This is a genomic window from Occallatibacter savannae (assembly GCF_003131205.1).
GTDB classification, from domain to species: Bacteria; Acidobacteriota; Terriglobia; order Terriglobales; family Acidobacteriaceae; genus Telmatobacter; species Telmatobacter savannae.
This window is the reverse complement of record NZ_QFFY01000001.1, coordinates 1,029,466-1,043,291: the sequence shown is the minus strand read 5'-3', so window position 1 is coordinate 1,043,291 and position 13,826 is coordinate 1,029,466. Positions and strand designations below refer to the sequence as shown.

Annotated in this window: 13 protein-coding genes; 4 read left to right on the top strand and 9 right to left on the bottom strand. The window is 60.0% G+C overall.

Going from position 1 to position 13,826, the window contains the following annotated elements; translation table 11 throughout:
• Nucleotides 1-260: 260 nt before the first annotated feature.
• The 7 genes from tpiA to gap form a co-directional block, all read right to left on the bottom strand.
• Nucleotides 261-1,013 (bottom strand): triose-phosphate isomerase, encoded by a 753-nt coding sequence (gene tpiA / locus DHV10_RS04635; protein ID WP_109485099.1) that lies wholly within the window; start codon nt 1,011-1,013, stop codon nt 261-263.
• A gap of 495 nt (nt 1,014-1,508) precedes the next feature.
• Nucleotides 1,509-1,832, bottom strand: coding sequence for a hypothetical protein (locus tag DHV10_RS04630; RefSeq protein ID WP_109485098.1), 324 nt, complete (start codon nt 1,830-1,832; stop codon nt 1,509-1,511).
• 122 nt (nt 1,833-1,954) lie between these two features.
• A complete protein-coding gene (locus DHV10_RS04625; protein ID WP_109485097.1) occupies nt 1,955-2,581 on the bottom strand; it encodes a hypothetical protein in 627 nt (208 codons plus the stop codon).
• Between the two features lie 91 nt (nt 2,582-2,672).
• On the bottom strand, nt 2,673-3,080 hold the full coding sequence (locus DHV10_RS04620; RefSeq protein WP_109485096.1) for a hypothetical protein: 408 nt from the start codon (nt 3,078-3,080) through the stop codon (nt 2,673-2,675).
• Between the two features lie 304 nt (nt 3,081-3,384).
• Nucleotides 3,385-4,599, bottom strand: a complete 1,215-nt coding sequence (locus DHV10_RS04615; RefSeq protein ID WP_109485095.1) for a phosphoglycerate kinase — start codon at nt 4,597-4,599, stop codon at nt 3,385-3,387.
• A gap of 34 nt (nt 4,600-4,633) precedes the next feature.
• Nucleotides 4,634-5,008 carry a RidA family protein gene (locus DHV10_RS04610; RefSeq protein ID WP_109485094.1) on the bottom strand — a complete coding sequence of 125 codons (375 nt, stop codon included), beginning with the start codon at nt 5,006-5,008 and terminating at the stop codon, nt 4,634-4,636.
• Between the two features lie 66 nt (nt 5,009-5,074).
• Nucleotides 5,075-6,079 (bottom strand): type I glyceraldehyde-3-phosphate dehydrogenase, encoded by a 1,005-nt coding sequence (gene gap / locus DHV10_RS04605; protein WP_109485093.1) that lies wholly within the window; start codon nt 6,077-6,079, stop codon nt 5,075-5,077.
• Between the two features lie 269 nt (nt 6,080-6,348).
• On the opposite strand from gap, the gene DHV10_RS04600 reads away from it, so the two are divergent.
• From DHV10_RS04600 to DHV10_RS04590, 3 genes are all read left to right on the top strand, one after another.
• Entirely contained in the window at nt 6,349-7,185 is an 837-nt protein-coding gene (locus DHV10_RS04600) for an ATP-binding protein (protein WP_109485092.1), read from the top strand.
• A gap of 177 nt (nt 7,186-7,362) precedes the next feature.
• A complete protein-coding gene (locus DHV10_RS04595; RefSeq protein WP_109485091.1) occupies nt 7,363-7,908 on the top strand; it encodes a DinB family protein in 546 nt (181 codons plus the stop codon).
• A gap of 368 nt (nt 7,909-8,276) precedes the next feature.
• Nucleotides 8,277-8,810, top strand: a complete 534-nt coding sequence (locus DHV10_RS04590) for a hypothetical protein (RefSeq protein ID WP_109485090.1) — start codon at nt 8,277-8,279, stop codon at nt 8,808-8,810.
• A 254-nt stretch (nt 8,811-9,064) separates the two neighbouring features.
• On the opposite strand, the gene DHV10_RS04585 is transcribed toward DHV10_RS04590, so the two are convergent.
• Nucleotides 9,065-9,925, bottom strand: coding sequence for a 3-hydroxyacyl-CoA dehydrogenase family protein (locus tag DHV10_RS04585; protein WP_109485089.1), 861 nt, complete (start codon nt 9,923-9,925; stop codon nt 9,065-9,067).
• A gap of 209 nt (nt 9,926-10,134) precedes the next feature.
• On the opposite strand from DHV10_RS04585, the gene DHV10_RS04580 reads away from it, so the two are divergent.
• Nucleotides 10,135-12,072: a PAS domain-containing sensor histidine kinase gene (locus DHV10_RS04580; RefSeq protein ID WP_109485088.1), complete on the top strand. Its 1,938-nt coding sequence runs from the start codon at nt 10,135-10,137 to the stop codon at nt 12,070-12,072.
• 487 nt (nt 12,073-12,559) lie between these two features.
• On the opposite strand, the gene DHV10_RS04575 is transcribed toward DHV10_RS04580, so the two are convergent.
• Nucleotides 12,560-13,444: a hypothetical protein gene (locus DHV10_RS04575; protein ID WP_109485087.1), complete on the bottom strand. Its 885-nt coding sequence runs from the start codon at nt 13,442-13,444 to the stop codon at nt 12,560-12,562.
• Nucleotides 13,445-13,826 lie beyond the last annotated feature (382 nt).

Sequence of the window (13,826 nt, the reverse complement as noted above, 5' to 3'; positions counted from 1 at the left end):
AGAGGAATTTTCGGAACGGAATGAGAGACTTACGAGCGTCGCGGGGAGAGAGTGGGTTGACGTCTGTAGAACTGCTCGGTTTTAGCTCCTCGCTGCGCCTGGCTTCTCGCCTCCCATGTCTCCAAAGTCGGGAGACATGGGGCACCCATCATTCTTGTCTCCCAGGTCTCAGAATCGAGATCTCCACCCCGCGAACGAAGACCTGTTCGCGGGGACCCGGACATGGGGCACCCAGGGTTGTGGGTGCGACGCGGATGAGACTAGTACTTGACGATGGCGAGGAAGGAGTCGGGTTTGAGGCTGGCGCCGCCGACGAGGGCGCCGTCAATTTCTTCTTGGCTGCAGAGGGCGGTGGCGTTGTCGGGCTTGACACTGCCGCCGTAGAGGATGCGTATCTTTGAGGCGACATCGCTGCCGAGGAGCTTGGCGACTTCGGCGCGGACGATGCGATGGGCATCGACTGCCATTTCGGGCGTGGCGGTTTTGCCGGTGCCGATGGCCCAGACGGGCTCGTAGGCGATGACGATGGGAGCGGCGGCCTCGGGCGTGATTCCGGCGAAGGCGCCTGTGACCTGGGTCTTGAGGACCTGCTCAGTCTGGCCGGCTTCGCGCTCGGCGAGGACTTCGCCAATGCATACGACGGGAACGATGCCGTGCTTGAGCGCGGTGTGGAGCTTCTTGTTGACGATCTCGTCGGTTTCGCCGAAGTACTGGCGGCGCTCGGAGTGACCGATGAGAGTGTGGGTTCCGCCAACGGCTTTGAGCTGGAGGATGGAGGTCTCGCCGGTGAAAGCGCCTTCTTCAGCGAAGTAGATGTTCTGCGCGCCGACGGCTACGCTGGATCCCTTGGCCGCTTCGATGACGGTGGGCAGGAGAACGGGCGATGGGAAGAGGGCGATCTCGTCGCGGGTGTATCCGGCGACAGTGGGCAGGAATGCGTCGACAAAGGCCTTTGCCTCGGAAGGTGTTTTGTACATCTTCCAGTTGGCAGCAATAAGTTTCTTACGTGACATGTTGTGTGGAGTCCTCGAGATGATTTTATCGGAGGGAAACCACGTCTCTGTGATCGAAAGCACAATGCTGCCGGGCGGATCCGAACGTGATCGGCGCGTCAGAGGTGAGGGCTGAAGCGCGATCGATAAAATGCAACAAAAGGGTTGCATGTGGCATTTTGCCTACCCCCGCCCCCTCCCTATATACCCAAGAAGCAAGTGTCCTCTTCTCAACGTCTTGCGGCAGTGGGTGGCCGCCAAGTGTATCTCGGTATTGGACTTAGCTGTAAGTGTATCCAAATGAAGGGAGTTAGCTCTGGAGTGGCCCGAATCGGCGGTGCAATGCTTCGGCCAGCGCAGATCTGCTTCTGAACATGTATCCATTATGGATTTTTGGCGCCTAATTGACTGCAAACGGCGGGAGAGTTTTTGGCTTTCTGAATCAGGTACTTAGGCCTGAAGGCAAGGAAGGGCGGTTGACGAGATGCGCGCAACGGCGAGAGAGGTCGGAGCTGGTCAGGCGTGGAAGTGCGTGTGGCGCAGATTGCGGGCGGAGCGCTGCCCCCGTGTGGGAAGGGCGAGAGCGCTGGCCACGAAGCAGGCGCCAACGATCGCAATGGTGAGAAGCAGAGCGGGAAGAAAGTAGAGGAGCGACTCGCTATGGGCATCGAGGATCGTGGGGAATGTTCCGCGGACGTGGGTTGCCGTGAGCCAGACCAGACCGGCGACAATGCCGATTCCGCCAATGGAGAGGAGCGCTGCACCGATGACGACGAGAATGTTGCGGGCCATCGAATACCTGGAGAGAGACGCCGCTTGCGGCACATCTCGCATCGGCATTTCTTTTCCGGTACAGGATTATGAGCCGATCGGAGAGGGAGGGCAAGGGGAGAGCGCAGGGATCAGTGAGTAGGAAGTAGGGAGCGTCCGGCGAGGGAGGTAAGGATAGAGATCAAGTGCGGCTATTCTCTTCCTCTGGAGAGTTGCACTTGGGAGGCGTCTGGAGGTACTTCGCCGCGAAAGAATGCTTCTCGCTGGTCCGGATCGCCAAGATCCATCTGAAAGTGGTGCCAGGTGTCATCCTGCAGGACGGCCATGTTCCACGCGCCTGAGACGGTATCAGAAAACTGCCAGACGATGTGGTAGCCGTCTTCGTTTGTGAAGCCTTCCATGTCGGCCTGAATGATGGAGTCGCCGCGCTGCCACAGGAAACTGCGCACGGCGTGGAGCGCGGCGAGGCCTTCCTCAGTTTCAGAGCCAACAAGATGTTGGAAGGCATAGATGGTTTTGGTTTCGGCGAGGAATTCGTGGAGCCATGCGACGCCGCTTTCAGGCTTCGAGTCGGCCGTCTCTTCAGTGAACTCGGCAATTTCGTCCTGGCCGATCGACCCATCGCTGACGGGGTTGCGCTCGAGCAACGCTATCTCGAGTTCGCCGTGACCGGAGAGCAGGAGTGTCTCCCAGTCGTCTTCGTCGCCTTCTTCAACAGTGAGTTCGACGGATGGATGCTCGGCGGCGAGCAATTGGGACAACTCTTCGAGAGAGGGAAAGTCTTCGTGCTTGGAGAGGACGCGTGTGTAGTAGCCCACGCTGATTCTTCCTTTCAGGTGATTGGGATTGATTGGGTTCTATAGACGTGGCGCGCTGGTTAGCAGTTCTTGCGAGATTGGGGGAGTTCTATCAGGAGTTGGAATCTGTTGGGTAGGAGCCGACGCGGCTCCAGCGCGGGCGGTTGCGGAAGATGCCCATGGGGGCGGAGTTGAAGCAGGTGCGCAAGGCGCGCTGAAGGAGGCGCTGTCCCCAGAAGCCGACGGCGATGGCACAGAGGGAGCAGACGAGCCAGATGGCCCAGCCGGTGAATTCGGCGCGGGTGCTGGAGCAGTTGCCCCACATGAGGTCGGGTCCGCAGGCCATGGACGTGTTGGGGATGAGTCCACAGATGTAGTAGAGGGAGACGGCGGCTGGGGGCGTGATGAGGATGGCGAGGGAGAAGGGGCGGAGGCGCGGGATAGCGAGAGAGATGAGTGCGGCGAGGGAAGAGGCGATGAGGGAAGCGAAGGCGATAAGCGCCTCGGCGAGGATGTCCATGGTGCGGCTCCTAGGGGGAGGATAACGTATTCGGGCCGTGGTTGGCGCGAGGAGGAAACGCCCACTCATCGCACGATGAAGCTGTGCGATGAATGGGGCATAGTTTTCGACGTGAGTCTCCTGGTTCTTAGTCTTTTAGCAAGTTAGCGGCGCTTCGCGCCGTAGCAAGTTGGCGAGTTAGCGGGCGGGCTGCGAACACTGGACTGTGAGGAGACGCCCGCATGTGCCCTGACGCTATGCGGCTTCGAGATGGCTCACTTGCTGATGCCCACGGACTGAAGAGGTGTCCGTGGGCATCAGATGTTTATTTGTCGGTGAGGGCTTCGACGCCGGGGAGTTTTTTGCCTTCGAGGAATTCGAGGGAGGCGCCGCCGCCGGTGGAGATGTGGGTGATCTGGTCGGCTACGCCGGCCTGGTTGATAGCGCTGACGGAGTCGCCGCCGCCGATGATGGATGTGGCTGCCTTGTTGGCGGCAACGGCGCGAGCGATGGCGTTGGTGCCCTTGGCGAAGTTGGGAAACTCAAAGACGCCTGCGGGGCCGTTCCAGACGATGGTGCGGGCGCGGGAGATTACATCTTCAATGGCGGCGACAGACTTGGGGCCGATGTCGAGTCCCTGCCAGTCAGAGGGGAAGTCTTTCGAGGTGTCCCACGGCTTGGTTTTCGCGTCGTTGGAGAAGCTGTCGGCGAGGATGTTGTCGACGGGAAGAAGGAGGTTGACACCCTTGGCCTTGGCCTTTTCGAGTGTCTGTTTGGCGAGGTCGATCTTGTCTTCTTCGATGAGGGACTTGCCGGTGGCGACGCCCTTGGAGCGGTAGAAGGTGTAGGCCATGCCGCCGACGATGACGAGGGTGTCGACTTTGTCGAGGAGATTCTGAATGACGTCGATTTTGCCGGAGATCTTAGAGCCGCCGATGATGGCGACGAAAGGCTTTTCGGGGTTTTCGAGAGCCTTGCCGAGGTAGGTGATTTCCTTCTCCATCAGGAGGCCGGCAACGGAGGGCTTGAGGAAGTGGGTGATGCCTTCCGTCGAAGCATGTGCGCGGTGCGCAGAGCCGAAGGCGTCGTTGCAGTAGACCTCGGCGAGCGAGGCGAGCTGTTTGGAGAAGCCGGGATCGTTGGCTTCTTCTTCGGCGTGGAAGCGGAGGTTCTCGAGGAGGAGGACCTGGCGCGACTCGAGCTGGCGCGACATCTCTTCTGCAATTTCGCCGACGCAGTCGGGCGCGAAGGCTACGTTGATGGAGTCGCCAATCTGCTTGTCGAGGAGTTCGCGAAGGCGGTCGACGACGGGGCGGAGCGAGTATTTCGGATTCGGCTTGCCCTTCGGGCGGCCGAGGTGGGAGGCGAGGATGACCTTGGCGTGATGGCGAAGAGCGTACTCGATGGTGGGCAGGGTGGCGACGATGCGGGTGTCGTCGGTGATGGTCGAGCCGTCTTCAGAGAGCGGCACGTTGAAGTCGACGCGGATGAAGACACGCTTGTTGCGGAGTTCGATGTCGCGGATGGAGAGCTTGGACATGGTGAACCTTTCTAGGGACTGAGGGACGCAGGGACTAGGGACTAGGGACGACCGCGTCTGCTTCGATTTCGATGCGCCAATTGGGATTGAGTAGGGCTGCGACGACGACCATGGTGGCGGCGGGACGGATGTCGCGGAAGATTTCGCCGTGAACGCGGCCGACTGCTTCCCAGTCTTCTACGTGGGTGAGGTACATGCGGGTGCGGACGACGTCGTTGAAAGATGCGCCGGCGTCAGCCAGGGCTTTCTCGATGATCTGGAAGACGCGGCGGGTCTGGGTGGTGATATCTTCGTTGTCGGCGCCGACGGGGCCGGTTCCAGCGACGTGGATGGTGTTGCGGATGCGCACGGCGCGGGAGAAGCCAATGATGGGCTCGAAGGGTGATCCGCCGGTGATGTTCGATCGCATGGGAGTTTCAGAGATCCGGTCCCAGGTCTCAGAAGCGAGACCTGGGGCACCCAGATTGAGGTTGGACTAGAGGCCCTTCTTGGCGAGGAAGCCGACGAGGTCGACTACGCGGTTGGAGTAGCCCCACTCGTTGTCGTACCAGCTGAGGACCTTGACGGAGTTTCCGACGACCTTGGTGAGCAGGGAGTCGACGATGGAGGAGCGCTTGTCGCCCTTGAAGTCAGAGGAGACGAGCTCGTGCTCTTCGTATCCGAGGATGCCCTTAAGCTCGCCTTCGCTGGCGGCCTTGAGGGCTGCGTTGACGGCCTTGGCGTCGGTGGCCTTTTCAGCGATGTAGGTGAGGTCAACGATGGAGACGTTGGGTGTTGGGACGCGGATGGCGAAGCCGTCGAGCTTGCCGGCGGTCTCAGGGATGACCAGCTTGAGGGCTTTGGCGGCGCCGGTGGAGCTGGGGATCATGGAGAGGGCAGCGGCGCGTGCGCGGCGGAGGTCCTTGTGCGGGAAGTCGAGGATGACCTGATCGTTGGTGTAGCTGTGGATCGTGGTCATGATGCCGGAGACGATGCCGGTTTCCTTGATCAGGACCTTGACGACGGGGGCGAGGCAGTTGGTGGTGCAGCTGGCGTTGGAGATGACGTTGTGCTTCGCCGGATCGTACTTGTCTTCATTGACGCCGAGAACGAGCGTGATGTCTTCGTTGGTGGCGGGAGCGGAGATGATGACCTTCTTGACGGTGGAGCCGAGGTGGGCCTTTGCCTTGGTGGCGTCGGTGAAGTGGCCGGTGGACTCGATGACGACCTGGGCGCCCACGTCAGCCCAGGGGAGCTTCGCGGGATCGCGCTCAGCCCAGACCTTGATCTTCTTGCCGTCGACGGAGATGAAGTCGTCGCCGGAGGTGACTTCGTTTTTCAGATTTCCGAGAACCGAGTCGTACTTGAGCAGGTGGGCCAGAGTGGCGGGGCTGGTCAAGTCGTTAACGGCAACAAAATCGAGCTCGGGATTGCCGAGGGCGGCGCGCAAAACGTTGCGGCCAATTCGGCCGAAGCCGTTGATGCCAACCTTAACTGCCATGCGTGATTCTCCTTCGTTATCGGTGGTTCAAAGATGTGGGTTGTGAGTGATGGCAAACCGGCGTGGGCCAAGCAATCCACCAAACTCATCAGGCTAACAGAGTTGTCAACAAGAACAAAATGAATGGGGCGTAACAGCGGTACCCCGGACCAAAATGCGCTCAACGCTAGTTTGCGATCCTGATGCGGGACTGTATGTGATGGACCGCACGCAGTTTGCAGGGGCTTTGCTCTGTGTGATATCCCGGTATGCAAGGGTACGGGAGAGGCATGAGACGACGTTCAAGACGCGGCGTGAATAATTCGGAATCCACTGGCAAGATCGGGCAGGAAATCCCGCAGAATCAGCCGCGACCTCTGGTGCCTTCGTATCTGGATGAGCCTGTGGGGCAGATTCAGGCGGCGAGCGCGGGGCCCAAGTCGACTCAAGGCGCGGGGACGCAGCAGAGGCAGGATCGGCAGCCGACGCAGCAGCGCGAACATCGGGAGCAGAGAGAGCAGAGACAGCCGCGCGAAGCGCAGAGCAACTTCAGGGAGCCGCAACGGGCGGAATGGAACGAGCCGGCGGGTTCGGGGCGGCTGGAAGTGGAGACGCAGCCGGAATCACCTTCGGTGCTGCCGGAGGCGCAAACGGAGAAGGCCGATAAGGCGCCACGAGGATATGTGGTGCTGGCGATCGGGCTGCCTGGGTCGGGGAAGACGACGTGGTTCAGGCGGAGAGGCGTGACTCCGCTGTCGAGCGACTTGCTGCGGAACATTCTGTTCGACGATGTAGAGGAGCAGAAATTTCAAGGCCTGGTGTTTTCGACGCTGCGCTCGCTGCTGCGAGCGAGGCTGATCGCAAAGATGCCGTGGAATTATGTGGACGCGACAAACTTGTCGGTTCACGAGCGGCGGCAGTGGATCAAGATGTCGAAGAGCTTTGGGTACGAGGTGCAGGCGGTGTTTTTCGATGTGCCGCTGGAAGTTTGCCTGGAGCGGAACCGCTCGCGCGACCGGATGGTGAGCGAAGACGTGATGCGGAAGATGGCGGAAAAGCTGAAGGCTCCGGCGTTTGACGAAGGGTTCGAGAAGATCACGGTTGTGCGGGTGAAGCAGAACGCGTAGCCGTTGCAATTCTCTGAAGCTCGGTTCAGAGGTGTTTTTCACTCGTTTCCCTGAATGCAAGCAGCGAATCAGCGCCGCTACGAGGCTTTAGCGGATCCGCAAGTCAGCGGATTCAATCAGGCAGACAAGGTCCGGCGGTATTGCCGGCGTTCGTGATTTTGGTCGAGGAGGTTCCCTATGAGCACTCATACTGCTTCTGTTCCTTATGTAGAGCCGTGGCTGAGCGGAAGTCACAGCGATGTGCCGGCGGTGGCGCGGGCGGTGCTGCATGCGTTCGATCTAGCGATGGATGATTTGACGAAGTGGACGGAAGGGCTGACGGATGTGGAGATTCATACGCTGCCGCTGGAGCTTCCGCCAGTCGCTTTTCATCTGCGGCACATTGCGCGGTCGGTGGATCGGCTGCTGACGTACGCGGAGGGTGGGCAGCTTTCAACGGAGCAGTTGACGAAGCTGAAGAGCGAAGAAGTTGGGCCGCAGCACGACGAGCGGGAGACGTTGTCGGCGCTGCTGGATGAGGTGAAGGATTCGTTTGCGAGTGCTTCGGAGCGGGTGAGGGCGCTGGCGGGTGCGGATATGAATGCGTTTCGCGGCGTGGGAAGAAAGCAGCTGCCGACGTCGGTGGGTGGAGCGCTGGTGCATGTGGCGGATCACACGATGCGGCATGTGGGGCAGGTGGTGACGACGGCGAAGGTGCTGAAGGGGCTGAGAGCTAGCTCTTAGCTATCAGCTCTCAGCTTTCAGAACACGCCCACTCATCGCACGATAGAACTGTGCGATGAATGGGGCACAGTCTCCGTTCGGGTACCCGGCAGGCAGGGGCTAAAGCCCTCGGTTCAACTGGCGAGATGCTGGCACGACTGAAGTCGTGCCCTGACGCTTCTTGCTGCGGACAAACTCTAAGGTACGACTGCGCTGGCATCGAGGGTCCTCGTCTCCTACTTATCAGCAGAGGAACCGGGACCACCCTCAATTTGGATACCAGGCCTTAGCTTGTACCTTCTCACCATGGCAGGCACCCGACGGTCACAGTGAAATCGAGAGGGCTGAGCGTATACTTCGGCGCATCCTGAAAATTTTGAGGGCTGCGCATGGAAGACTCGCGGGTTCGATTTGTGCCGTTGGCGACGAAGACGGTGGTGTGCCACACGATTACTTATTTCGTGTGTGGGCTGCTTGCTTACAAGTTTCTGCATTATGAAGCGATCATCAGCGCACCCGACTCAGGGCTGCGGCAGACTACGACGTTGTGGGTGACGCTGGGGGCGCCGCTGCAGGTGTTCCGCGGCATTCTGTTTGCTTCGATTTTCTACCTCTTGAGGGACAGGCTGTTCGATAAGAAAGACGGATGGCTGGTGATGGCGTGGATGCTGATCGGGATTGGGATCCTTGGGACATTTGCTGCGCCGGGTGGGTCGCTGGAGGGGTTCATCTATACGACGACGCCTGCGCTGCTGCAGATGCGGGGGTGGCTGGAGGTTGTGCCGCAGGCGGTGTTGCTGTCGGCGCTGCTGTGTTTCTGGGTGCGTCATCCGGGGAAGAAGTGGATGAACTGGGGAATGAGTGGGGCGTATGTGATTGCGGCGGGGTTGCCGCTGCTGTCGCTGGTGGCGCCGAAGAGGTGATGGGCTGCTAGCTAATAGCTCTTAGCTTTCAGCCTTCAGCTCTCAGCTTTCAGATCGTTCGCCCACTCATCGCACGGTGAGGCTGTGCGATGAATGGGGCACAGCTTGTTCATGTCGATTCCAGGTCTACTCAGCTTGGTGAAGAGTCTCGCCGGTCCCCAAGGGCGAGGGACGGGGGCACCCACAGAGCTTGTTTATGGAGATCCCAGGTCTCCAGAATCGGGAGACCTGGGGCACCCGATTCTACGAGGAGGTCAGCTCTGATTGTAGGTGTAGAAGCCGCGGCCGGATTTGCGGCCGAGCCAGCCGGCGTCGACCATGCGGACGAGAAGAGGGCAGGGGTAGTATTTGGGGTTGCCGAAACCTTCATGTAGAACGCGAAGGATGTCGACGCAAACGTCTATACCAATGAAGTCTGCAAGGGTGAGGGGGCCCATGGGATGGGCCATGCCGAGCTTGAATACCTGATCGACGGATTCGGCGGTGGCTACCCCTTCCATGACGGCGTAGGCGGCCTCGTTGATGAGGGGCATGAGGACGCGGTTGGAGACGAAGCCCGGAGCGTCGTTGACCTCGACGGCAGTTTTGCCGAGTTTGACGGATAAACCACGGGCGGCGGTGAAGGTTGCGTCGCTGGTTGCCATGCCGCGGACGACTTCGACGAGGGACATGACTGGCACAGGATTGAAGAAGTGCATGCCAATGACCTGGCCGGGGCGGCGCGTGAGAGCGGCGAGTTTCGTTATAGAGATGGATGAGGTGTTGGTGGCTAAGATAGATGATTCAGGGAGGATGCTGTCGAGCTTGCGGAAGACATCCGCTTTTAAATCGAAGCGTTCCGGCGCAGCTTCAACTACGAGATCCGTGGTGGCGAGGGAGTCCATGGAGATGACCGGAGTGATGCGGGCGAGCGTGGGGTCGATGTCGCTCTCGGGCAGTTTGCCCTTGGCGGCTTCGCGGCCGAGGTTGGTGCGAATGGAGGCCAGGGCACGGTCGAGAAAGCTCTGCTGGACGTCGCAGAGCGTGACGGGATAGCCGGATTTCGCGAATACATGGGCGATGCCGGATCCCATGGTTCCAGCACCGATGACGGCCACTGATTGAATGTCTGACACCTGACACCTCCGGGCAAGTGGGAGTGTAGCAGGGTGAGCGGCTACACAGGCGACGGGGTTGGCTCGGGCTGGTGCAACTCTGACTGGTAGCGGCGCATCGTATCTTCACATCTAGCTGCATCTTTCCACGGCCATTGCGACGCCCGAAGGATTCTGCAACGCAGCCGTTCCGCCTACCGCACCTGGACTGCACCTGGAGCACTCACGAAATGGCAACAACCTCGAGCGGAGCTGCCCAGAAGAAGTCCTCCAGATCCAGCCTTCCGAAATCCATTGCTTCACAGAATGCGGGGCAGCCAAACCTTGAAGAGCTGCTGGCGCACGCGCCTGCGGCGATTGCAGTTTTGAGCGGGCCGGAACTTCGGTGTTCGTATGTCAACGACATGGCGGTTCGGGTTACCGGCCGACTGTCGGCAGACCAGCTACTGGGCAAGACGTTTCGAGAGGGAATTCCTGAATTTGAGGGAACCGGCGTCTACGAGATCGTCGAGGAGGTGGCGCGTTCCCTGCGGCCTTTTGTAGGGCGGGAATACAAGGTTCCGCTGCTGCAGTTTGAAACGGGGACGTTGACGGACCGGTACTTCGATTTTGTCTGCCAGCCGATGCTGGATGAGAACGGCGGCCTGCAGGGCATCTTCATTCATGCAGTGGACCTGACGGATCGGGTCCTGATCCGCAGAGCGCTAGAGGCAACGCAAGAGCACCTGCGACTGGCGCATGAGGCTGCGCAGGTAGGGACGTGGGAGTGGGACGGAGCGGCGAATACGCGCGTGTTGTCGCCCGAACTGCACGAGATGTTCGGAACGGACCCGAAGGCGAGCGACCGGGAGATTGAGGAGACTTGGGCATCACGTCTTCATCCGGCGGATAAGGCGGATGTGTTTGCGGCGATGTCGGGGGCGAGCAGGTCAGGGTCGCTGGAGGTTGAGTATCGCTATCAGCATCCGCTGCGCGGGGAAAGGTTCTTCTATACCAAGGGCCGCGTGGTGGATGGCGGGACGCGATTGATGGGCGTGGTTCTGGACGTTACGGACCAGAAGAACGCGAGCAAGTTAGCGGCGGAACAACGAGAGCGATTCGAGTTCGCGACCGGGGCAGGGGACATTGGGTACTGGTTCTGCGATTTGCCGTTCGACAAGCTGATCTGGGATGAGCGGGTGAAGGAGCATTTCTGGCTGGCGCCGGATGCGGATGTCGACATCGAGCTCTTCTACAGGTGCATTCATCCGGACGATCGGGAGATGACCAAGCGGGCGATTGAAGAGTCGATTGCGAACCATACGAATTACGACGTCGAGTACCGGACGATTTCTCTGGAAGGGAAGCAGAAATGGATTCGCGCGACTGGCCGGACGGCTTACGACGAGAGCGGAAGGCCGATCCGGTTTGATGGAGTGACGCAAGAGGTGACTGCGCTGAAGCAGACGCGGGAGGCTCTGATTCGCAGCGAGAAGCTGGCGCTGGTTGGCAGACTGGCGACGTCGATTTCGCATGAGATCAATAATCCGCTGGAGGCGGTGATCAATCTGCTGTATCTGATCAACCAGAATTCGACGGATGAGATGGTGAGAGCGTTTAGCGAGTCGGCGCAGCAGGAGCTTGCGCGGGTGTCACATATAGTGACGCATACTTTGCGGTTCAATCGGCAGCCGCATGGGGCCGAGCGCGAGAAGCTGTCGAACCTGCTGGATTCTTCCGCGGCGATTTATACGCCGCGCATGAAGAGCCTGGGGGTGGAGATTGTTCGCGATTATGGAGACAGCCAACCGGTGCTGTGTTTTGGGTCGGAGATCCGACAGGTGTTTGCGAATCTGATTGGGAATTCGTTCGATGCGCTGAAGCCGGGGGGACGTCTGATGTTGAAAACACGCGATCAGGCGAATCCTCGCACCGGGGAGCCGGGGGTGCTGGTTTCGATCGCCGACAGTGGATCCGGCATGAACGAGGAGACGAAGAAGAGGCTTTTTGAGCCGTTCTTTACGACGAAAGGGGAAAAGGGAACGGGGCTCGGATTGTGGGTGAGCCGGGAGATTCTGCGGAAACATCGGGCTGTGTTGCGGGTACGGAGCCGGCAGACGGCCGGGAAGAGCGGAACGGCGTTTTCGATCTGGCTGCCGATGGGGACGCCAGCGAGCGAAGGGAAGTAGGAGCGCACGGGTCGGCTCCCGTGTCGAGAGGTGCAGAGGGCTGCAGTGTCTGCGCATGTGAACCGTTTCGAGGGAATCATTGAAGCAGGGGCTAAACCCCAGAAGTGTTTTGTTGCACTTGTGCGGCACGACTGAAACAGCTTGCTGAAAAACGCTTTTCGTGAATGCCAGGACGCGAGGAACATCCCTCAGCGGCTAAAGCCCCGGAACTCATTTTGGGAAGTTTGCGGCACGGATAAATCCGTGCCCCTTCAAAACCGTGCTGACTCGAGCCTTTTCAGCAGGCTGTGAAAGTCGTGCCCTGAGGCTTCTTGCTTCGGGAAGGTCTGTGTGGACACGGAGCGCGAACTTCAGATCCCTCGGCTTCGCTCGGGATGACAGTGGAAGTTGCGGTGCCGACTTGATTGTAGAGTTGGTCTGAACGAATTGCGATCAGGATGAAAAAGGCGCGGTCGAAACCGCGCCTTTTTGTTTTGAGACGATCTGGCTAGTTGCCTTGAGGAGTGGCGGGGACGAGCTGGACCTGTTCGGTGACGGTGAGCATCAGGTAGGAGCCTTCAGTCAAGGTTGTTTGCGGATGGCTCTGGAGAAGGTGAGCGGTCACGACGCCAGCACCGACGATGCCACCGGCGAGCATGCCGACGGGTCCGCCGAGCACTGCGCCTACAGCCATGCCGCCGCCGCCAACGCCGGCGTATTCGATGCCGTCACGCTTGAGGCGCGAGCCAGGGGTGATGAGGCCTTCAGAGTTGACGCGCGCGTTGGTTCCGGGTGTGGAGGCGACCATGGCGTGAAGCCGGAATTTGCTGCCGTTTTCCAGGGTGACGGTTTCAGGCTCGAGGAGGATGGAGCCGTGTCCGCCGAGGTGGCCGGTGGAGAGGTCTGCGACGCGGCCATCGATCTCAGCGCCGGCAGGGATGACGACCTGTCCGTTCTGAAGTACGTCGGTGGCGACCCGGCTGCGGAAGGGCTGACCTTTTTCAGAGAGGTTGCTGGAGAGCTCGTCGAGAAGCTTGATGCGGATGAGGGTGCCTTCGCCGATCGTGCCAGGGGGAAGTGCGGCCGGGTGGACGATGTCGCTGTCAGGGTCGTAGCTGGAGGCGCGGGTATTCAGCGGAGGCGCGGTGACGATGTCGTGATCAGTGCCGCTGGCGCGCGGGGCAGCGTTCATGGGCGCTGGGGCGGGCTGGGTTTGCGTCATGGGATGAGCAGGGGACGGCTTGGCGACGGGGGCCTGCTGCTCCGTGGTGATGATGGTGTCATCGGGAGGCGGATTCGAGGTTCCAGAGTATTGCGATTGGGTGGCGTCCTGAGCCACGAGCGCAGTGGAGGCGAGTGCGAAAAATGCGCAAGCTAGAAGTGGCCGATTCATCCGTTTGCTCCCCAATATGAGATGTCGGGCGGTACTCCCCTTGGTGCTTAGACCCGGGCGGCGCGGAATTGTTCTGCGGCGGGGCGGGTAATTCGGCTGTCTCGGGAAGGGCCGTCCATTTCATGCTAGCGTGATGTATTTCGCGGAGCAAAAGGCGAGGGTAGAAGGGTGCCTTGGGGAGTACGAATCAAGAGAGATAACTTTAGCTGGATTCCGTTTGTAGGGAAAGGTTCTGAATCGTTTAGCGAGTTAGCGGCGCTTCGCGCCGTAGCGAGTTGGCGAGTTAGCGGTTGATGGTGGTGCGAACCTCACATGCGGAGAGGAAGGTGATCCCGCTCATCGCAAACAGCGCGGTGAACGGGGCACAGCTCGGGCGGTGTGG